At 43.5% G+C, this 21,991-nt stretch carries 16 protein-coding genes and 1 pseudogene; 10 read left to right on the forward strand and 7 right to left on the reverse strand.

The window, feature by feature from the left end:
* Positions 1-558: 558 nt before the first annotated feature.
* The 3 genes from V7K21_RS16305 to gntT all read left to right on the forward strand — a co-directional run bounded on the left by V7K21_RS16305 (position 559) and on the right by gntT (position 4,003).
* On the forward strand, positions 559-1,209 hold the full coding sequence (locus V7K21_RS16305; RefSeq protein ID WP_335175912.1) for a hypothetical protein: 651 nt from the start codon (positions 559-561) through the stop codon (positions 1,207-1,209).
* 77 nt (positions 1,210-1,286) lie between these two features.
* Positions 1,287-1,994: an SGNH/GDSL hydrolase family protein gene (locus tag V7K21_RS16310; protein ID WP_335175914.1), complete on the forward strand. Its 708-nt coding sequence runs from the start codon at positions 1,287-1,289 to the stop codon at positions 1,992-1,994.
* A 647-nt stretch (positions 1,995-2,641) separates the two neighbouring features.
* Positions 2,642-4,003 (forward strand): guanitoxin biosynthesis MATE family efflux transporter GntT, encoded by a 1,362-nt coding sequence (gntT, locus tag V7K21_RS16315; RefSeq protein ID WP_335175916.1) that lies wholly within the window; start codon positions 2,642-2,644, stop codon positions 4,001-4,003.
* Between the two features lie 65 nt (positions 4,004-4,068).
* Here gntT and V7K21_RS16320 read toward each other — a convergent pair whose 3' ends face one another.
* The gene (locus V7K21_RS16320) at positions 4,069-5,469 is read right to left on the reverse strand and encodes an AtzE family amidohydrolase (protein ID WP_335175918.1); all 1,401 of its coding nucleotides are present in this window, start codon (positions 5,467-5,469) and stop codon (positions 4,069-4,071) included.
* A gap of 158 nt (positions 5,470-5,627) precedes the next feature.
* Between V7K21_RS16320 and V7K21_RS16325 the strand changes: the two genes are divergently transcribed.
* Positions 5,628-7,499: a bifunctional serine/threonine-protein kinase/formylglycine-generating enzyme family protein gene (locus tag V7K21_RS16325; protein ID WP_335176007.1), complete on the forward strand. Its 1,872-nt coding sequence runs from the start codon at positions 5,628-5,630 to the stop codon at positions 7,497-7,499.
* 51 nt (positions 7,500-7,550) lie between these two features.
* Here the strand turns inward: V7K21_RS16325 and V7K21_RS16330 are convergent, their stop codons facing one another.
* Both V7K21_RS16330 and V7K21_RS16335 read right to left on the reverse strand, forming a co-directional pair.
* Entirely contained in the window at positions 7,551-7,739 is a 189-nt protein-coding gene (locus tag V7K21_RS16330; RefSeq protein ID WP_335175920.1) for a DUF4089 domain-containing protein, read from the reverse strand.
* Positions 7,740-8,075: 336 nt separating this feature from the next.
* Positions 8,076-9,092 (reverse strand): alcohol dehydrogenase catalytic domain-containing protein, encoded by a 1,017-nt coding sequence (locus V7K21_RS16335; RefSeq protein ID WP_335175922.1) that lies wholly within the window; start codon positions 9,090-9,092, stop codon positions 8,076-8,078.
* Between the two features lie 297 nt (positions 9,093-9,389).
* Here V7K21_RS16335 and V7K21_RS16340 point away from each other — a divergent pair, with 297 nt between their 5' ends.
* The 3 genes from V7K21_RS16340 to V7K21_RS16350 all read left to right on the forward strand — a co-directional run bounded on the left by V7K21_RS16340 (position 9,390) and on the right by V7K21_RS16350 (position 12,885).
* Positions 9,390-9,725, forward strand: coding sequence for a glutaredoxin family protein (locus tag V7K21_RS16340; RefSeq protein WP_335175924.1), 336 nt, complete (start codon positions 9,390-9,392; stop codon positions 9,723-9,725).
* Between the two features lie 52 nt (positions 9,726-9,777).
* Positions 9,778-11,277, forward strand: a complete 1,500-nt coding sequence (locus V7K21_RS16345; RefSeq protein WP_335175925.1) for a UDP-N-acetylmuramoyl-L-alanyl-D-glutamate--2,6-diaminopimelate ligase — start codon at positions 9,778-9,780, stop codon at positions 11,275-11,277.
* Between the two features lie 174 nt (positions 11,278-11,451).
* Positions 11,452-12,885: a DICT sensory domain-containing protein gene (locus V7K21_RS16350; protein ID WP_335175927.1), complete on the forward strand. Its 1,434-nt coding sequence runs from the start codon at positions 11,452-11,454 to the stop codon at positions 12,883-12,885.
* 349 nt (positions 12,886-13,234) lie between these two features.
* Here V7K21_RS16350 and V7K21_RS16355 read toward each other — a convergent pair whose 3' ends face one another.
* Positions 13,235-14,713: a sensor histidine kinase gene (locus tag V7K21_RS16355; RefSeq protein WP_335175929.1), complete on the reverse strand. Its 1,479-nt coding sequence runs from the start codon at positions 14,711-14,713 to the stop codon at positions 13,235-13,237.
* Between the two features lie 253 nt (positions 14,714-14,966).
* Positions 14,967-15,338, reverse strand: a pseudogene (locus V7K21_RS16360) (sensor histidine kinase); the annotation flags it as partial.
* 110 nt (positions 15,339-15,448) lie between these two features.
* Here V7K21_RS16360 and V7K21_RS16365 point away from each other — a divergent pair.
* The 3 genes from V7K21_RS16365 (at position 15,449) to V7K21_RS16375 (ending at position 19,727) form a co-directional block, all read left to right on the forward strand.
* A complete protein-coding gene (locus tag V7K21_RS16365; RefSeq protein WP_335175933.1) occupies positions 15,449-16,270 on the forward strand; it encodes an SDR family oxidoreductase in 822 nt (273 codons plus the stop codon).
* A 598-nt stretch (positions 16,271-16,868) separates the two neighbouring features.
* Positions 16,869-18,773, forward strand: coding sequence for a molecular chaperone DnaK (dnaK, locus tag V7K21_RS16370; RefSeq protein ID WP_298908348.1), 1,905 nt, complete (start codon positions 16,869-16,871; stop codon positions 18,771-18,773).
* A gap of 318 nt (positions 18,774-19,091) precedes the next feature.
* Positions 19,092-19,727 (forward strand): acetoacetate decarboxylase family protein, encoded by a 636-nt coding sequence (locus V7K21_RS16375; RefSeq protein ID WP_335175935.1) that lies wholly within the window; start codon positions 19,092-19,094, stop codon positions 19,725-19,727.
* Between the two features lie 73 nt (positions 19,728-19,800).
* Here V7K21_RS16375 and V7K21_RS30780 read toward each other — a convergent pair whose 3' ends face one another.
* Both V7K21_RS30780 and V7K21_RS16385 read right to left on the reverse strand, forming a co-directional pair.
* Complete coding sequence (locus tag V7K21_RS30780) at positions 19,801-20,037, reverse strand: WD40 repeat domain-containing protein (RefSeq protein ID WP_442948896.1); 237 nt, start codon at positions 20,035-20,037, stop codon at positions 19,801-19,803.
* Positions 20,038-20,094: 57 nt separating this feature from the next.
* Positions 20,095-21,975 carry an ABC transporter ATP-binding protein gene (locus V7K21_RS16385; protein ID WP_335175938.1) on the reverse strand — a complete coding sequence of 627 codons (1,881 nt, stop codon included), beginning with the start codon at positions 21,973-21,975 and terminating at the stop codon, positions 20,095-20,097.
* Positions 21,976-21,991: the final 16 nt, after the last annotated feature.

A 21,991-nucleotide genomic window follows, 5' to 3' on the forward strand; every position in this document is an offset into this window, starting at 1 on the left:
TCTTGATCTGGTGATGATTGTTGCGTCATGTTTCATATTCTACGACGCACTTACTTACTTTTTTCTCCCTGCCCCGGTTTTCTGAGCGGATACCTAATAATTAAGTGCAATTTGAGCATTCATAACCACAGATGAAACTGTATTAACTACAGCTTCAACATTCATAACCACAACTGAAGCTGTATTAACTACAGCTTCAACATTTATAACCACAGCTTAAGCTGTATTAACTACAGCTTCAAGTTTACTTATAACATCATGAGTATTTATAAATAATGCTTAAGCCGTATTAACTCACGCTTCAAGTTTACTTATAACATCATGAGCATTTGTAACCACAGCTTAAGTTGTATTAACTACCGCTTCAAGTTTAGTTATAAAAAATTGAGTGTTCCTAATATATTGTCTTAAAACTGGTAAGCCGATACAGCGAAGTAGGGGGTATATGCTCAGGCGATCGCTCTCAAGCAAAATAGCGAGTTTTCTAATTTCTTCTTAAAATTGCATAAAGCTTATAACAATCTCTGATAAGTTAGAAATTAATATTAGGGGTTTTAGGTGATAAAAATTAATATGCGATCGCATAGTATATGTCTTGTGCCGCTAGTTTTCTGTTTACTCAGTGTCGGTGCGAATACAGCAAAAGCGAACGCCCAGACGATTTATCCATTTGACGTAGTATACGACACGGAAGTTACTCTCATACCTATTCTATCGACCGACGTATCTAAAGCATTTGTCTCAGGTTTAAATTCTGATGCTCCGTATGGTCTGAGGAACTTTTCTAGCATAAATAACTACAGCCGAATTGACCCCAATACTGGTAATCTCGTATTTGTTCAAGACGCAACAAAATTTGGTTTACAAGGCTTGCCAATCGGCAGAGATGAGTTTTTTGGCAGTGGTGATAAATTATTTGGCAGGAGTAGTGCGACTGCTGCATTTGACTTTATTAACCGCAAATTAGTAGGTTCTGGTACTATAACTATCACTGGTGGTGCAGGTAGGTTCAATGGTGCTACAGGGATATTTAACTTTAGTGAAATTGAGTCACTCAATGTTGATCCAACTGCTCTGTTGAGAGGTCAAGCTTTTTTGAGTGGTTCTTTCCAGACACCACAGCAAATTCCAGAACCAAAAACGGCAGCAACACTATTCGGTATATGTGTAATTGGGATTAATTCGATATTGCGTCGGCGTTACCTTTGAGCTACTAAACGGTAGTGCGTAACTTATAATTATGTAATCTAAATCAATTTATACTAAATGTTTAATGATGACAAAAGATGACAAAATTTGTACTTCGTATATTAACAGGAGTTTTGCTTGCAATTATAATCAATTTGACCGTTGAGAACCTGTCACCCCATCTACCAGTTCAGGCAGCACTTAACGGCCATAGAATTATGCCACTGGGGGCGTCCATCACTGCTGGCGTTCCTAACGGAGGTGGCTATCGCATTAAGTTGTGGAATATAGCGCTGGCAAACAAATGGAACATTCATTTTGTCGGCTCCCAATCTAATGGCCCCAAAAGCCTCGGCGACAAACACCATGAGGGCCATCCGGGTTATCGCATTGATCAGATTGCCGCATTGGTGGATCATGCGCTTGCTACTTACAATCCAGATATAATTCTATTGTACATCGGGACTAATGATGGAGTACAAAACTACGATCTAATCAATGCACATGTCCGACTACAATCGCTGATTAATCAGATATTTCACGATACTCCAAAAGTACATTTATTAGTTGCCAAAATTGGGCTTTCTACTAATGACAAATATAATGCCGGAATTCAAAAAATAAATGCAGGGATTCCGAACATTGTCAGCTATGAGCAAGCGCATGGTCATAGTATTAAGTTGGTTGACATGAATCGCGTACTTACAAAGAATGATATTCGCTCTGATAAAATACATCCTACGCAGCACGGCTACGATAAGATGGCTGATGAGTGGGCCAAGGCTATTGGGCCGCTACTTAAGTAAATAGGCGGATAATATAAACTGGAGAAGTTTTCGCGGCAATTGGGATACCTGCTGTTCCTCCCAAACCCCGTGGAAAGTCCCCTTGAGTTTAGCGTAGATTTTAATTCGCATATTGATTGAAATATAGCGCTTCTCAATTGAGCGCAATACAGACCTAACAAGAACAGCCCCAACCCTTGTAACGTTGGGGAGTAAGATTTAAAGTCTATTAAGATTTATTAAATTTTTAATTAATAATTTTTAATTTTTAATTTCGATAAGCGACTTGACAGGGGTTAAGGAACTTTCAAATAAAAAAATATCCAGTCGCTGTGGAAGCAGTTCTTGAGCAAGGGAAAAAGAATCTAATAGTTGCATTGGATACAATAATTTGGATAATTTAATTTTTGGAGTTCCTTAAAATAATTCGTAATTGATAATACTCGCCAAAAATGAGAAGTAAGCTACATAATTCGTAATTAAATTAGTTTAGGATTTATTTACAACTAATTCAAGACCACCAATTTGATAATTGAGTGAGGCAGCGTGGTCTTCTCTACAAGACGCTTTGCGTAGCAAGATCCCCGTAGGGGTACGTAGCGGGGTGTAGCCTATTCGGAATTAGTAATTAGTTAAATAGCTCAATCGCATCAGCTAACCGATTCCAAATGTTAGTAAATAATGATTTGCAAGACCGATGGATTCCTCGCTATTTCAGATTAGCGATCGCCAATATGCTCTCCAATTTAATGATACCGCTGTCTGGAATGGTTAGCGTTTCCTTTTTAGGACACTTGCAAGACATTCGTCATTTAGCTGGCGTTGCACTGGCGACGGTTGTGTTTAATTACTTCTATCGAGCATTGAATTTTTTGCGTCTCTCTGTCACTGGCACGACTGCCCAGGCGATTGGAAGAAATGATCAAGAGGAAGTGCTGCTGCTAGGCTTACGGAATGTTTTAATTGCCCTCGGCTTGGGATTTGTTGTTTTGCTCCTGCAATACCCACTGCGAGAGTTGGGGTTTATTGTCTTGAACAATACTCCAGACGTGAAAGCGGCTGCGGTGGACTACTTCAACACGAGGATTTGGGGTGTACCTGCGGTCCTGGTGAATATGGTGCTGTTCGGCTGGCTGATGGGGCGTGAACAGAGCCAGAAAGTCTTAGTCTTGTCGGTTTTTGGCAACGTCGTCAACATCATCTTGAGTTACCAGATGATTCTACGAGCAGGTTTGGAAAGCATGGGAGCAGGTTTGGCACAAGCTTTGAGCCAATTTCTGATGATGATGCTAGGACTAATTTGGGTGAAGAGTGAAATCCAGTGGCAGGAAATCCGTGCCGTCGCGCCTCAGCTTTGGGACAAATCTGCCTGGAATGAGACTTTTGCCCTGAGTCGGGATCTCTTTATACGGACACTGGCGATCGGGTTTACTTTTTGGGCTTTTACCAATCTGTTTGCTGGGATGGGAAGAATCGCCTTTGCAGAAAATGTCTTGCTGATTGAGTTCATGACGCTAGGGATTCAAATACTCAATGGCTTGTCTTATGCAACCGAAACCTTAACGGGCAACTTTCATGGCACAAAGGAGCAGGGGCAGATGGTGCCACTGCTTGGCGTTTCTATAGGCGTAACTCTGATGTTTGCAGTCATCATGTCCCTTACCTGCATCCTATTTCCTCAAACCGTATTTGGACTACTCACAAATCATACGGAAATAACCACCCAAATCGATCCCTACATTCCCTGGCTAATGAGCGTGCTGGGGCTGTATGCGTTTGCCGTCTCAATTGAAGCTTATTTCTTTGGTTTGGCAGAAGGATTAATCCTCCGCAATGCGGCTTTTATCGCAACTGGGCTAGGGTTTATTCCCACAGCAGCCCTTGCTTGGAAGTTGCAAAGTGTTCATCTGTTATGGTTAGCGATGTCTTTGTTTATAGTAACTAGAATTGCAGTCCAAGGAATTCAGATCCCTAGAACCTTGAAACTAGCGGTAGAGGATATTTCTCCTGCTGAAAAAACTCAATCTTAGTAAATCGAAGGCGTAATTTTTCCATTTTACAATCACTTCATTCACAACATCGGAAATGATTAGCTTTAGTTGAGAGCGTTGAAAATCACTGGTGCTGAAACTACACCTTTGGACTCTAACGCAGCTGCAACCCGTAAAATTAACGCTTCATTATATGGTGCTGCTATCAATTGCACACCCAAAGGTAAGGCATTTGGGCGCTGAATTGGTACTGATAAAACTGGTAAGCCAATAAAAGATAATGGTTGAGTAAATAATCCTAAATGAGGACGGACAAGAATTTCTTCACCATCCAAAATCATGGTTTGTTGACCAATTAGCGGTGCGGAAATTGGTGTAGTTGGGGCAAGAATTACATCGACATTTTGCAAGACTTCCCGAACGCGATCGCGATACCATTTTCTAAAGCGTTGGGCTTGGAGATACCAGTTACTTGGAATTAACGCCCCAGCCAAAAAGCGATCACGTGTAGCTGGATCAAAATCCTGGGGACGCGATCGCAATTTTTCCAAATGCAGATTTGCGCCTTCGCTAGCTGTAATCACAAAAGCTGCTGCCCGGGCGCGGTGTGCTTCTGGTATTGTTACGTATTCAGTGACATCTATTGCATCAGCTACCTTTTGAACTGCTGCTAAAGCTTCCGATTCTGCGCCTTTAGTGAAATAATCAGCAGCAATGGCAATTCTGATACCAGAAATATCTTGCTTAAGTTGTGATAAAACCAATTCCGGCGGACGCTTTGTGCAAACTGGATCGCGATCGTCTTCTCCCTGAAGCACATCAAACACCGTAGCAATATCCTGCACCGAACGCGCAAAAGGGCCAATGTGGTCAAAACTGCTAGAAAATAAAGCTACCCCAGCCCGAGACAAGCGTCCATAAGTTGGTTTAAAACCAAAAACGCCACACAATGCCGCCGGAACGCGAATTGAACCATTAGTATCAGAACCCAGCGTCAGCGGTACTAACCCAGCAGCAACCGCCGCCGCCGAACCACCCGAAGAACCACCAGCAACTCGCTGTAAATCATGGGGGTTATGAGTAGCACCGTAATGGGAATTTTCCGTCACAAACCCATAGGCGTACTCATCCATATTCAAAGCGCCAACCAGCACAGCACCCGCTTGTTTCAGCTTCGTTATTGCGGTTGCATCTTGGGTAGCTGCTGGGTTTTCTGTATTGATTTTCGACCCCGCCAGAGTCGTTAAACCAGTGATATCGAAGAGATTTTTCACTGCAAAAGGCACACCAGCAAGCGTTCCCGGATTATTACCTTGGGCAATTTCCCTGCCAATGCGTGCTGCATCTGTTAAAGCTGTTTCAACAGTCACAGCCGTAAAACAGTTGAGTTGATTATCTTGCGCTGCTATACGTGCTAACGCAGCCTTGGTAACTTCCACTGCGCTTACTTTAGCTTCGCGTACAGCAGCAGCTATTGTTATGGCATCGGCTGAATCAAAATTCATGCTGGAATATTAAGAGATGTGCATTTAGCTGATTACATCTAAAGAAGGGTATTATACAGAAAAATTGGTATAATACGTCAAGTTGATTTGTAAAATGCAGTTAGTAACAATTATGCTCAAATTCATCAGATTTCTAGGAGTCTAAGATTGTTGTGGGCATGCTGGTTGGACGCTACGAAATTATTCGGGAATTGGGTGGCGGCGGCTTTGCAATTACCTTTCTAGCAAAAGATTATCTACAACCCAGTCAGCCGTTATGTGTTGTCAAGCAATTGCGTCCTGAACATAATGAGCCTCGGATTGTGGAGTTTTTTGAAACAGAAGCGACTGTTCTGGAAAAGTTGGGTAAATATTCCCAAATTCCTCAATTATTAGCGCATTTTAGAGAAAATAAGAACCTTTATATTGTTCAAGAGTTCATCGAAGGACATGATCTAAAGCAAGAAATCATTCCAGGTAAGCAGTTAAGTGAAGGTTATGTCATTAAGCTATTACAAGATGTTTTGGAAGTTCTGTCCTTCGTACATAATGAGCAGGTAATTCACCGCGACATCAAGCCGGAGAATTTGATGCGACGGCATCGGGACGGGAAGATTTTTCTGATTGACTTTGGGGCAGTCAAGGAACTTGGCGCTCTGATAGTAAATGTAGAAGGTAAAGTGACTTCTAGTGTGATCATAGGTACTCCTGGCTATATGCCTAATGAGCAAAAGAATGCTAAACCCATATTTGCTAGTGATATATATGCCTTGGGAGTGACGGTGATTCAAGCATTGACGGGTATTTCGGCAGTGGACTTTGAAGAGGATGCCAAAACAGGTGAAATTCTCTGGCGTCATAAAGCACAGGTAAGTAAGCATCTAGCTAATGTGTTAACCAAGATGGTGCGTCGTCATTACAGTTTACGTTACGCTAACGCAACCGAAGTGCTACAAGACCTTTCAAAAAAACTGCCTCCACCGCCACCACTACCACAACAACCAGTTAACTGGTCGCGGCGCAGAGTTATTCAAACCGTGGGGTTAATGGGAGCTAGCTTTAGCTTTGCAATTGTGGTTGAGAAACTCTTGCTCAACAACTCTGGCGAGAAAAAAACTTTGCCATCAATCTCATCTATTCCCACAAATAATATTCCAGTACCGTCCCCGAAGGAGACTCCAGCATTACCGAAGAAAAGTGTAAATCCTAAGGAATTTGCTTTAAAAACCTTCCAATTTGAAGTCATGAAGGTAGATCAGCAAGGAAACAGCACCACAATCAGTCCTGGTCAGGCAAATTTTTTTGTAGAAGACCTTGGTAACAATAACACACTGGAGATGGTAGAAATTCCTGGCGGTCAATTTCTCATGGGTTCACCACTAACAGAAAAAGAGCGAAACTCCAATGAGGGGCCGCAGCATCCTATGACCGTTAAACCTTTTTTCATGGGTAAATTTACGGTCACTCAAGAACAGTATCAAGCAGTTATGGACATCAACCCCTCTTACTTCCAAGGGGCTAAACGACCTGTCGAACAAGTAAGTTGGAATGATGCAGTCGATTTTTGTCAAAAGCTGTCGCTCATGACTAGCAAGAGTTATCGTTTACCCACCGAGGCAGAGTGGGAGTATGCAGCTCGTGCTGGAACGACTACCCCGTTCTATTTTGGTGAGACGATTACGACTAAAATAGCTAACTATAATGGCGAGTATACTTATGGTTCTGCTCCCCAAGGTGAAAATCGTCAGGAGACTGTGGATGTTGGTAGTTTACCTGCGAATGCTTTTGGTTTGTATGAGATGCATGGCAATGTTTGGGAATGGTGCCGAGACAAATACCACAATAATTACCGGGGAATGCCTGCTGATGGAAGTCCTTGGGTAAGTGGAAATAATAATCCTTGGCTACTACGGGGTGGTTCATGGTTCAGTCAGTCAAGCGTTTGCCGTTCATCTGCCCGTTTAGACGGAAGCAATTCGGATGTAGCGGTTTACGACTTCGGTTTTCGAGTGGTTTGCACACTTCTAAAAGGTTTTGCTGCACCCAATTAGCAAAGGAACCTCAAACCCTTCACAGACTAGCATTTCAACTAAAGTTAGCTATTATGGTTCAAATATAGGTGCAGCTTCAATTTCTTCAGCCAAAGGAAACTCATTAACAAGATTAGCGATCGCCCTAATTCTCTCAAAATTTGCCACCACACTATCTCGATACTCATCTCTTAGCTGCAAATCCAACAATAACGCTATTTGATCAACATACTCACCCACATTAAACCCTTCTGTTCTCATTTTTCCTCCTGTGCGTCCTTGGGTTTATTTTTTGGTAGTCCTTCAGAGCGATACCTTCTCTACCAGAGGCTAGGCGTAGCTTGCTTCTTTGTAGGGGTACACTAACGCAGAACTTTTCGGTCTAGTGAACTTGAGCTAATTTTTCTGAAAGGAAGCTTTTTGTTGCCGTTGGAGCAAGACTAGTGTACTTGTCTCCTTAATTCTCCTGATTTTTCACCGATTGAAAACTGTTGGTCGAAGGTGAAAGAGTTTTTACGATGGCGTAACCACCCACCGGAAAGGGCGGGTACGCCATCGCAAGCCGCCAGAATCTATCAAGAATTAGATGAGGCTTTTTTAATTCATCGTCAGTACTGCTCGAAAACGCGGCTTGCCATCGCGCACATGCTCAAGAGCCTGTTGGGCATTTTCTAGAGGATGAGTTTCAATCATCGGGCGAACGCCGTGTTTGGCAGCGACTTCTAATGTTTCGCGCATATCTTTTATAGAGCCACTCGGACTGCCCATTACCCGGCGACGGCCACCGATCAAATCCATTGCCGGCGGAAAGAGGATTTCTTTATTTTCCACAGCTAGCAGTACTAACGTTCCATTCGGAGCAAGGGCGTGGATCGCCTGTCCCATCAGCTTGGATGAATTGGCAGTTGAGAGAATGACATCAGCACCACCCATCTGCTGCACCTTTTGCACCCATTCGTCAGTGCTAGAGTCGATCACTTCATCTGCTCCCAGTTTTTCCTTCGCAAGTTGGAGTTTATCTTCGCCTCTGCTGACTGCAATTGTCCGTGCTCCTAAAGCATGGGCAAACTGCAGCGCCAAATGTCCCAGTCCTCCTATACCCATCACAACAACAGTTTGTCCTGGTTTGAAGCCGACGTAATTGAAGGGGGTGTAAACAGTAAGTCCTGCACAAAATAGGGGTGCTGCTTCCTCAAAGGAAATTTCATCGGGGATAACAGTCACGTCACGAGCGGGGGCTTTAGTATATTCTGCATATCCTCCATTAAGGCTAACACCGGTCACCAGTTGCTCTGGACATAAAATTGATTCACCGCTTACGCAGTAACGGCAATGGCCACAGGTGTGTTGAGCCCAAGGAACGCCAACGCGATCGCCCTTTTTGAGATAGTTGACTTGTTCGCCGACTTGTTCAATAACTCCAGCAACCTCGTGACCAGGAATCACTGGTAATGTTGACATTCCCTTAAAATCCTCGTCAACCAAATGCACATCCGAACCGCAAACTCCGCAGGCATGGACTTTAATTAGGACATCCAATGGACCGATGTCCGGTATAGATACATCACGAAGTTCCAGAGGTTGGTGATAATTGGTTAAAACTGCAGCTTTCATGCTATATTCTCCTAAAAATTTCTCATGTACACATACGAACTACTGCTCATGTTGAATTCTTCCTCGGTTGCAACTCCTATCTACAATGCTCCTTTGTAAAAAACTATTAGAGATCGGAACAACAATATAATACTCAAGACACCTCAACGTTGCAGCTTTAGAAACTGCTTCCGCCGTGTCTAACAGAAAGACGTGCGTTTTCATTGCATGATACTACAACGCCAGCACAACTTCGTAGACCGAAAAGTTCTGCGACTATGAATGTGTAGAATAGTGTTCATGGTAATTAATTAACAAATGCGATTAATTTTATACAGTAAACCCGGCTGTCATTTATGTGAAGGCTTGCAGGAAAAGCTAGAACAAATCCAAAATCTCAGTTTCGAGTTGGAAATTAGGGATATTACGACTCGTGAAGATTGGTTTGCTGCGTATCAATATGAGGTGCCAGTACTTTATTTATCGAACCACACAGACGCAGAGGAGGACACTTGCGTGCGGGGGTTCCCCCCCGTTGAGCAAAGTGTCCGTGGCGCAGAGAAAGAAATTATAGAAGCACCATTGCCGCGTCCTTCTCCTCGTGCTAGTGTGCAGCAATTGGAGCAAATGTTGCGTAAGTATTTAGCCAATTAGAAAAAAATAATGCAGAATAAGCGCAAGATATGCATCTGACGAGGTTCACAAGATGAAATTGCGGGAATTACTAACAGCGGTAGATAGTGTTGAGCAATTGCCTAGCCATCTGATGGAGGATGTGGAAGTTAGGGGTTTGAAGACGAATTCCCATGCTTGTATTGTGGGAGATTTGTTTATTGGGATGCCAGGAGAGCGGGTTGATGGTGGGGATTTTTGGCAAAGTGCGATCGCATCAGGGGCTGTAGCTGCGATCGTCTCCCCGGAAGCTGCACAGAAAAATCCTCCCACAAATCAGGGTGTGGTAATCAGTGCAAGTAACATAACTCAAGCTTGTGCCCAGATAGCCAGTGCTTTTTACGGTTATCCGGGACAAAAACTCAAGCTGGTGGGTGTAACTGGTACAAATGGCAAAACTACAACTACTCATTTAATCGAATTTCTGCTGATCAAAGCTAATCTAGCTACAGCTTTGATGGGAACTCTCTACACTCGTTGGGCAGGTTTTAAGCAAACTGCTGCCTACACTACGCCCTTTGCAGTGGAACTGCAACAGCAGCTAAGAGAAGCTATAAATGCTGGTAGTGAGTTCGGGGTGATGGAAGTAAGTTCCCACGCTTTGGCCCAAGGTAGAGTGTTGGGTTGTCAATTTGAGGTGGCGGTGTTCAGTAATCTTACTCAAGACCATCTCGACTATCACAGCGACATGGAAGATTACTTTGCTGCCAAAGCGTTGTTATTTAGCCCTGATTATCTCAAGGGACGCGCAATAATTAATGCTGATGATTCCTACGGGAAGCGGTTAATTGCCTCGTTAGATTCCGAACGGGTTTGGAGTTACAGTGTCAACGATAACAGCGCTGATTTATGGATGAGTGATTTAAGTTACCAGCCGAATGGTGTCAGTGGTACATTACATACACCAAAAGGTGACGTGGCTTTTCGATCGCCCTTAGTTGGTCAATATAATTTAGAAAATCTTCTAGCAGCCGCAGGAGCAGTTTTATACTTAGGGCTAGATTTGCAGTTACTCGGATCTGTGATCCCTGAGTTTCCGGGAGTTCCTGGACGGATGGAACGAGTAGAGATTAGTCCTGACCAAGATATTAGCGTGATTGTGGATTATGCTCACACACCTGATAGTTTGGAAAATTTGCTGAAAGCAGCACGTCCGTTTGTACCTGGTAAAGTGATTTGCGTGTTTGGTTGTGGCGGCGATCGCGATCGCACCAAGCGCCCAAAAATGGGTAAAATTGCTGCTGAATTAGCAGACATAGCCGTGGTGACATCGGATAATCCCCGGACTGAAGACCCAGAACGGATTTTGAAAGATGTTTTGGCGGGAATTGCTGACACAGTGCAGCCAACTGTAATTTGCGATCGAGCGATCGCAATTCGTACCGCTATTTTACAAGCACAACCAGGTGATGGAGTTTTGCTTGCTGGTAAAGGTCATGAAGACTATCAAATTCTCGGTACTGAGAAAATCCATTTTGACGACAGAGAACACGCACGCGACGCTTTACACCAAAGACTGAACATACAAGCCTAATTCCAAGTAGGGTAGCACAGCTGTGCTACCCGAAAATGCGTATTCTACACAACAAAAATCACCCATAATTCATGTTCATGTTTCTTTCCGTAGGAATTTTGTAAAAAATACGCATATAAAGGTGAAAATCGAAGACAGAATTATTTCTTGCTTCATCCTTGTTGTGCTTGACTCATGAATGTTTCTCTGGCTAAGGATCTGTCTGTTTATCAACTGGTTATGGGAGTGCAAGTGCCTCCTAAACCATTGTCCCTCAGTCCTGCTACTCTGCTATCACTGGTGAGAGCGCAAATTGACTTACTAATTGAACAGCAAATTGCAGCCACTTTATGGGTGAAGCTACCACCAGAAAAAATTTGGCAATCAGAATTAGCGCGTTATCAATCCTCCGTAGGTGCATCTAGTTTCATTTATACTTGCCAGATTGACGAGAGTGGGAAAGGGGGAGATGGGGGAACAGGGGAAGAAAATATCCCCTCATCTCCTTATGATGTCCCCGTTCACCTACCACCAGATAGCCAACTGCGACGGGAAAACTTTCTGATGGTGTTATCGCCCCAGTTTTGCAGTTTAATTTTGGCTCATCGACCACTTAAAAAACGCAAAAATCAGACATCGGGGAAGGTAAATACTAATAAAAACCAGCCGTTGCTGATTATAACTACTGTTGAGGGAAGAGTAATTCAGCAAGTATTAAATGGTATCCAACAAGCGATTGCGCCAGAATCATCCCCAATACCGATTGATTTTACTTGTCCAACTGCGCCCCAAGCCGCACTGATAAATCAACTGTTTACAAAACAACTCCTGCGACAAGATGAAATTAATCGTCAAATCATCACAGCCCGCACTACCAAGTTGCAGCAGCTAAATCAAGAACTGCACAACAAAGACCAACTCCAAGATGAATATCTGAATAATCTATGTCACGAACTGCGTACACCCCTGACGCATATGAAAACAGCACTTTCGTTATTGAATTCCCCTAATCTCAAACCCCCGCAGCGACAACGTTATTTACAGATGTTAAATACCCAGTGCGATCAGCAAAATTCCCTAATTACTGGTTTACTGGAACTGGTGCAGATAGAACGTAATTTAGAAGGGACGGCTTTAGAGTCAGTGCGGCTCTCAGATATTGTACCTGGAGTAGTCAGTACCTACCAACCTGTAGCCCAAGAAAAAGGGATCATGCTAGCCTACACCGTACCCACTGAACTTCCATCTATTTGGTGTGTGAGTGGTGGGCTGAGGCAGATTGTGATTAATCTGCTGCACAACAGCATTAAGTTTACTCCGAATGGGGGTCAAGTATGGGTGCGTGCCCGGATTCAAGGCGATTATGTCCAATTAGAATTTCGCGACACAGGTATCGGTATTGCCGAAAACGAAATTCCCAAAATCTTTGACCGATTTTATCGTGTGCGTACAGCAGCAACTGAAAATTATGGAGGTGCTGGGTTGGGATTAACAATTGTACAGCAATTGCTGCTGCGCTGTGGCGGATCTATTTCTGTAAAAAGTAAATTATATGAAGGTTCCACATTTACAGTGCAACTGGCAACTGTTGGCAATACCCCAAGAGCGATCGCAATAGAAAATGAGTGATCAGTTATGATTATCCCCTAAGTTAACTTTGTGGTGCTATCTAATTTTACCTTTATTTAAAATTAACCAGAAAACAGCATCACAAACTGTGGCATAATCTATCTGGCTCAAAAAGTTAATAAAAGGAATTAAAATTTTAAGAAAAATATAATTAGTTAAATTGTGAATAATTAATTTTTAATTCCTTGTTTTCCCAAGCTTACTGATGATTCTTAACTAAAAGTTTTTGGTAGCGCGGCAGAAATTTGGCGGAGCATTATGACTTGCCAATAAGGTATCTAAAATCTTCGACTGAGCGGCAAGAGCGTCTCTAAGAGTTGCCATCCAAAATCCAAAATTGTATTGACTCCTAACTTTTAGCTCCTGACTTATGCTTATTGCTAACTTCTAAAGGCAGGAAAATCGTCAAAACTTCCCCATAGTGTGGACGCTGGCGTACAATCAGTTTGCCACCGATCGCCTGAAACAAATGCTTGGTTGCGGCGATATTCAAACTAATCGTACCCGTTTCTGGTTGGAACATCAGTAATTGACCAAGTGCTTTGCGAATTGGTGGCGTTCCAGGTGTGGCAGCTTTATTGGAATCTTTGCACCTGAATTGGGGCGATAATTGTAACTTCAGTTGATCTCCAGCCGGAATAACTTGTACTTGAATATGGCTACCAGCAGGTAAGCTGCGAGTGAAATTTTCTATCAACCCACTGAGTACCTGATCCAGCATCGTGGGATTGCTTACCACTGTTGGTAGTTGTTGGGGTAAAATAACATTTAAAGTTAAGTTCCGCCGATGCGCTGCTTGTTCCCAACGGGGAATACTCTGCTGCAACACCTGATCTAAAGACATCGGCGTGAGTTGAGTTTTTGAATATTTTACTGAGGCAGTAGTTTCCAGTTCTGCTGCCTTAAACAGCAACTCCATGCGGTCAATTTGCTCGGTACACTCGTGATCGATAATTTTTAAGCGATTAATCACGCTGGCATCTAAGTCTCGCCGCTTCAACAGCAAGCGAGTCATGGTACGAATAGTTGTTAAAGGGGTGCGGACTTCGTGAGCGAAGGCTTGGAGCAATTCCACATCAGGATTTGGGGATTGGGCATTGGGGAAAACTCTGCTCCCCTGCTCAAGAGCTTCTTCCCCAGTCCTTAGTAAGGAGTCCCTAGTCTCTTCTACTTCTGTTAATTCCTGAAGCAACAATTGGCTAAACTCAAGTACGATGCGGCAATCTGGTGCTACCGGGGAATACTGTTGGACTAATGCATCCAGGTGGGCAAAAAATTCTGGATTAGCCAGCATTACCCTTGCTCCTAGCGATCGCCAAGCCTGCTGCACTACTTCTGGCTCAAAAGAAAATGAAAAGGTTTTTTTACCGTTTTTGTGTGTCGCTAAAACTAGCACTAATCTAAATTTATCTGTGAAAACTAAGCAAAACTGTTCTGCCCCTAGCGGATCGGCAGGTAATAAGGGAAGTACTGATTCATGGGGAGCAATTTCTTCATTTACAGATGCGTTGGCGTAGTTTGCCGCAAACATCCCATCTGGCATCTGAAATGGCATCAGCGCCAAGGGGTTAAATGGTTTTGCCGTAAAAGTTACTGTCTGTAAGCTTTGAGTCAGTTTTGGCTGACTAAATAAGGGCACTGGTGCAGCTAAAACTAATCCTTGGGTTATGTTTTTTGAACCACCTGCTAGAGTATTTGATAGCAAATGTTCTGTCGCTGCGAGGCTGACACGCCACTGCCGCTCTGCTTTAACAGGTGAACATTCAGCTACACTTGATTGATTTTCAGCCAAGATTTCGCTCAGACTTGGCAATATCCATTCGTACACAGGTTTTCACCCCTTAATTCAAGAGCGACTAACAGCGTCTAGGTAGACATTTGACTACTACTTAAGAGGTTATATCTATTTGTGTACTGATGACAGTGGTAGAACCGAACAATTCGAGCGCAATTTCCCCTCTAAGTGCGATGTCTACGACGGGCTACGCCTACGCAGTTATTTATAGGCTGAAAAACATTTGTACTTACCCTGTTACCCGATCATGGCGATCTTTTATTGATAATTGTACTGATTTTTCGACTCAAATCGGGATTGCAATTACAGACTCTGCACCCTGTCCCGGTGATGAAATGCATTGCAAAGATCCACCATGCTTTTCAGTAATTATCTGGTAGCTGATCGATAATCCCATACCAGTCCCTTTACCAATTGGTTTCGTGGTGAAAAAAGGGTCAAATAAACGCGACTGGATTTCTTCTGGAATTCCTGCTCCATTATCAGCAATCCGAATCACGGCATTTTCATTTACCTGTTCACAAGAAATACAAATCAAGGGATTTTGACAAAGTTCTTTTTGGAAACCCTCTTCTAAAGCATCGATTGCATTTGCCAAGAGGTTCGTAAATACCTGATTCATTTGCCCTGTAAAACACTGGATTTGAGAAATTTCACCATTAGCAAAATTTTTAATCTGGATCTATTTTTGCGATGTGCCGCAACTGTGCCCGTTGTAGACATCGCATTTTTTAGTAGATTAGCAATAGACTATCTCAAAGGCACTTTATGACTTCTTTTGAAACTTCAGTTAAAGATTTGGTACTAGTTGCTGGTGCCACTGGTGGAGTGGGGCAACTGGTGGTAGGCAAGCTGCTAGAAAAGGGTTTGAAAGTTCGCGTTCTGACACGCAATGCTGCAAAAGCTGAAGAGATGTTTAACCAAAGAGTGGAAATTGCCGTTGGTGACATCCGCCAGCCAGCTACACTGCCAGCCGCAATGCCAGATGTCACCCACATCATAAATTGTACTGGAACCACTGCCTTTCCCTCTACGAAATGGGAGTTTGACCAATCCCCGAACTTGCTTAAATGGGGAACAATTTTTCTTAACCCCCAATCTAGTCAGGCAAAGGCAAAGAATAGTCCGGCAAAGGTCGATGCCCAAGGTGTAAGCAACCTAGTGGCAGCAGCACCCCGGAATTTGAAGCGATTCGTTTTCGTCTCTTCTTGTGGAATTCTCCGTAAAGATAAGTTTCCTTTTAGTATTCTTAATGCTTTTGGCGTCTTGGATGCCAAACAAAAGGGCGAGGAGTCCATTATTAATTCCGGATTACCCTACACTGTTATCCGCGCCGGACGCCTTATTGACGGGCCCTATACCTCATCCGATCTCAATACCCTCCTGAAGGCAAAAACAGGGGGTAAATACGGTGTGGTAGTAGGTACAGGGGATACACTTTCGGGTGATGCCAGCCGGATTGACGTAGCCAGTGCTTGTGTGGAATGCCTTTTTCAGCCAAGTAGTGCTAGGAAAATTTTTGAACTCGTCAACCAAGGACAAAGACCACCTGTGATTGATTGGGAAACTCTTTTCTCTAGGCTTGAGTGAGTGCTGTTAGCGGATAGCTATGGTTCAGTCCGTACTGAGTAATATTTTATTCAATGCCCCATACAACTCTTGGAGAGGCTGCGCCAACAGCTACGGCTCCATCGAGCGAGCGTTCGCGTAGCGTCTCATAGAGAAGTCGAGATAGCTCAGTACAAGTGCCCAATCCCCAAATATTGCCGATTATACGTAATTACGGAAGCGATCGCCCCTTTTAATCTCGTTCTATCCTCAGTGCTTTTGTAATTTATTAGCTCTAAAGACGGCAAACACCACTCTGCCGTTACGGTTCACCCTAATTACTGAAAGTATTAATTCTCATACATTAGACAAAGAAAAGGAAATCAATCCATGAACCAACTAAAAAAACTATTTAGTTAGTATAACCGTCCTAAGCAAGGTTCGGGAAACCACCCTTCATGGACTGGCTACCACTAAGCTTCAGTATATATATCAGCATAGTCTGGAGTTTTAACCCCAGGAAAGCCAAACCAAAGGTCTTCATGCTGAACTGGCTGATTTATTGACCCTGTTGGTTCAAAATTTAGTCCTTTATATTCTCATTCATTCATTTGTAGTTATACGGAGCCAGCACCTAAAAATGGCAAAAGTAGTTGGAATTGACTTAGGAACAACGAACTCCTGCGTGGCAGTGATGGAAGGTGGTAAACCCACAGTAATTGCTAATGCTGAAGGTTTTCGGACAACGCCATCAGTGGTCGCATTTGCGAAAAATGGTGACAACTTGGTTGGTCAAATCGCCAAACGCCAAGCGGTGATGAACCCCGAAAATACGTTTTACTCAGTCAAACGCTTTATCGGACGCCGCTACGACGAAGTTAGTAACGAAGCTACAGAAGTTTCTTACAAAGTCCTCAGCAGCAACGGCAATGTTAAATTAGATTGTCCTATAGTTGGTAAACCGTTTGCTCCGGAAGAAATTTCTGCAAAAGTTCTTCGTAAACTAGTTGAAGATGCCAGCAAATACCTGGGCGAAACCGTAACCCAAGCTGTAATCACCGTTCCGGCATACTTTAACGACTCCCAACGGCAAGCGACAAAAGACGCTGGTAAAATTGCAGGTATTGAAGTTCTGCGGATTATCAACGAGCCTACCGCTGCTTCTCTGGCATATGGATTTGACAAGAAGAGTAACGAAACCATTCTCGTATTTGACCTTGGTGGTGGTACCTTCGACGTTTCTGTGCTGGAAGTAGGAGATGGAGTTTTTGAAGTATTAGCCACATCTGGTGATACCCACCTCGGCGGTGACGACTTCGATAAAAAAATAGTTGACTTCTTAGCTGAGAAGTTCAAGAAAGCCGAAGGCATTGAGCTGCGGAAAGACAAACAAGCCTTACAGCGTCTGACGGAAGCCGCAGAAAAAGCCAAAATTGAGCTTTCTAGCGTCAGCCAAGCAGAAATGAACCTGCCATTTATCACTGCTACCCAGGATGGCCCCAAGCACCTGGATACAACCCTAACTCGCGCCCAGTTTGAAGAACTTTGCTCTGACTTAATCGACCGTTGCCGTATTCCTGTGCAAAACGCCCTCCGGGATGCCAAGTTAAACAAAGGCGATATTGATGAAGTGGTGTTAGTTGGTGGTTCTACCCGCATTCCCGCAGTCCAACAGATTGTGAAGCAGGTATTGGGTAAAGACCCTAACCAGAGCGTCAACCCTGATGAAGTCGTAGCAGTTGGTGCAGCCATTCAAGCCGGGGTACTGGCTGGTGATGTAACTGGCATCTTGCTGTTAGATGTGACACCGTTATCTTTGGGTGTAGAAACCTTAGGCGGCGTGATGACCAAAATTATCCCCCGCAACACGACAATTCCTACCAAAAAATCGGAAGTCTTCTCCACGGCAGTGGATGGTCAAACCAACGTAGAAATTCATGTCCTTCAAGGTGAACGTGAATTCTCTAACGATAACAAGAGCTTGGGAACCTTCCGCCTCGATGGTATTCCTGCTGCACCACGCGGTGTTCCTCAAATTGAAGTGGTGTTCGACATTGATGCCAACGGTATCCTTAACGTCACAGCTAAGGACAAGGGTACTGCTAAAGAACAGTCTATCAGTATAACTGGTGCTTCCACCCTGGATAAAACTGACGTTGACCGGATGGTGAGAGAAGCTGAACAAAACGCTTCATCTGACAAAGAACGGCGTGAGAAGATTGAACGCAAGAACCAAGCCGACTCCTTAGCATACCAAGCTGAGAAGCAGCTACAAGAATTGGGCGATAAAGTTCCCGCTGCTGACAAGACCAAAGTCGAAGGTTTGGTGAAAGAACTGCGGGAAGCAGTTGCTAAAGACGACGATGAGCAAATCAAGAAGCTCACTCCAGAATTGCAACAAGCGCTATTCGCTGTTGGTAGCAATATCTATCAACAAGCTGGTGGCGGTGCTACACCAGGTACTGAACCTCAAGATAGCGGTTCCACATCTAGCTCTGGTAGCGGCGACGATGTGATTGACGCTGATTTTACAGAGAGCAAATAATTCCCCTACCTCTTTTAGGAAGATTATTTTGTCCCACCTCATACTTCCCATCCAGACAAATGCCTGGGTGGGGATTTTTTATATGTCATTTGCTAATAGATAATAGGTTACAACTTACACAAAAATCGCTCTTAATTAATTTCTCGAACCGCCATCGCGTAGCGTCTGGCAAAGAAGAACGCCAATAAATCGTAGAGTCTGCGTAAGTCCTATGGATGATAAGTAGATCAAAAGTTAAAACATAAAAAGCAAAAGTAAAAATTTGTACTTTTTACTTTCTCAATCCAAAATCCAAAATTTAAAATCTAAAATTGTTCTATGCCATATCCACAAGCACCTTGGACACTTCAAGGCTACGCTATCCAAACTCTGCATTTGGTAAATATTGACCGAGTGCGCCCCTTGATTCCCTTAGAGTTAAAAATTTTTTCTGTATGGCCTGGTAAAACTCTCGCTAGCGTGTATTTATCTAATTATCGGTCAGGCTCGGTACTGGAGTACAGTGAGTTAATTATTGCCCCCGCTTTGGTTAATTACCAGAGCAAAATCGGCGCTTGGATTTCTCACATTTATGTAGATAATGCTGATTCAGTGGCTGGTGGTCGAGAAATTTGGGGACTACCGAAGGAACTAGCTGAGTTTACCTGGGAACAAGGAGAGCGTGTTAGTGTGCATCAGGAAAACCGGAAGCTGTGTAGTCTTAACTATAATCGGCAGAACTTGGCATGGCGACAATGGTTAAGTGCCTCTGCTTTCAGCGCCAAGGGTGCTGATTTGCTGATATTCCCTGCTGCATTTGAGTCTGTATTGGGTTTGATTAGTTCTAAGTTAGAAATCCCCACCGAAAGTCCTTTTTCTGGAATAGGTTTAGGTCAGCCTTGGTTAACTGTGCGTTGTGAGCAGATGAGTCTACGGGTGGATGCGCCAAAAGTGGTAGGTCAAATGTGTATTTAGTATATTGTGGCGTCAGTTTGCCTATCTTTAACAAGGGGATTTTGCCCTTTGGCTTGTCTAGTTAATTGAAAGATCAAAACTGTAAAGTACTATCAATGCTCCAGAGTTTCACTTTTGTCACCCCAGCTGAAGCAATCATCTTGCCATCTGGGCTAAAACTCACGTTGGTAATCGGCTCATCACCGCTTAAAGTTGCTAAACTTTTATTATTTTTGCTATTTAGACTCCAGAGTTTTATGGTGTTGTCTTGACTAACTGAGGCAATAGTTTTACCATCTGGGCAGTGCTGCTTCTGGTTGATTGAGTGCAGATTGCGATCGCGCTAACGCAAACAAATACCAACCCCAATGATACGACCTTTCCCAATCTAAGTTCCCAACATCTGCAAGTTATGTAAAGTAGCGTAAAGTCCTCCCTGTTGCAGTAGTTGATCATGACTTCCCTGCTCGATTAATTCGCCACGCTTGAGAACAAAAATCCGATCTACATTGCGAATCGTAGACAGGCGGTGAGCGATAATAATCGCGGTACGTCTGAGCAAAAGCTCGTTTAATGCCTCTTGAACTAAAGCTTCTGTGCCAACATCTAAACTCGCAGTAGCTTCATCTAATACCAAAATTTGAGGGTTGCGAATGGCAGCCCGTGCAAAGGCTAAAAGTTGCTTTTGACCACTAGAAATATTTGTACCCCGTTCTCGAAGTTGAGTATTATACCCTTGGGGTAGTTCTTCTATAAACTGGGCAATATTGGTTTGCTCTGCTGCTTGTTGAATCTGTTCAACGGTATAGCCATCTCCTAAAGAAATGTTGCTTTTAACATCGCCAGCAAACAAAAAGCCTTCTTGTAGAATTACTGCCATGTAGCGCCGCAGTTCTGCCTGTGGTACTTCCCGAATATCGATACCATCGATGAGAATGCGTCCTTGGGTGGGTTCGTAGAGGCGGCACAAAAGACGGATGATCGATGTTTTACCCGCACCTGTGGGGCCGACTAATGCCACTTTTTCACCAGGATGAATGGTGAAATCTAAGTCTTTAATTACGTAATCATCATTTTTGTAAGCAAACCAGACGTGATCAAAGCGAATTTCTCCCAGTTCCGGCGGGGAAGTCAGGTCTGGGGATTCTTGATTTGCAACTATCTCATCTATGTAGCCGAATTTAGCATCAAATATTGAGAAGCGCACATTGGCGCGATCGCGGATTTCTATCGGTTCATCTAATATATCGCCTACGCGTTCAATGGCAGTGAAACCAGCTTGAATTACCGTAAATTTTTCCGCAAAATCCCTTAAAGGGTCAAATAATCGCTGGGCATACAATACAAATGCGGATAAAGTTCCAAAAGTCAAGCCTTTTCCCAATAGTAACCAACCACCTACCAACAAAACACCTGCGATCGCAATCAGACCAATCCATTCCAAGGTTGCTGAAATAAATGAATCATAAAAGATGGTTTGATCCATTTGCTGAGTGTAGTGACTGTTTGTGGCGCGAAACAATTCGGCATTGAATTTTTCCCTGCGGAACAGCTGCACCACGTTAATGCCGAGGACATTTTCTTGTAGCTGTGAGTTCAGGGTAGAAAGTTCTTCCCGCCCTTTGTAATTGGCTTTGCGGTACTGTTGCTGAATGTAAACAATTAACCAGGTTACTGGTAACAACATCAATAGCAGCAAGCAAGTGAGTTGCCATTGGATGGAAAACATTAAACCCAAAATCACCAGCATGGAAAACAAATTGGACACAATGCCAATTGCCCCAGTAGAAAAGACATCGCCTAACACTTCCACATCGCTGGTGATTCTGGTGATTAATTTACCTACGGGCGTGCGGTCAAAAAAGCGTACTGCTAAAGATGTCACATGCTGAAATAAGTCTTGGCGAATTGCTGCGGTGATTTGTTGCCCTAACTTCTGGACTAGATAACCCTGGTAGCCTGTCAAAATCAATCGGATTGCAATCGCAATTACCAATAATCCCTCCAGGATATTTAGCCCTTGCGACAAGGGGCGATTCCTGAGAAATTCGTAAGTGCTTGGTTCATTGCGAATTAGGGAGATAGTTTGGCCAATCAACAGTGGTTGTATGGCATTAGCTAGCGCGATCGGTATGAGTAGGCACATCGACAGCGTCAACAGTCCTCCGCTACGACGGGCATAAGGCACTAGACGCAAAAACAACCGCCAGTCATTTTCACTCCGACGATGTTGCGTATAAGATTTTTTCAGAGATTGGTAGATGCTCATAGTAAGAGCATTATAT

It is taken from the genome of Nostoc sp., from assembly GCF_036919595.1.
Lineage (GTDB): Bacteria > Cyanobacteriota > Cyanobacteriia > Cyanobacteriales > Nostocaceae > Nostoc.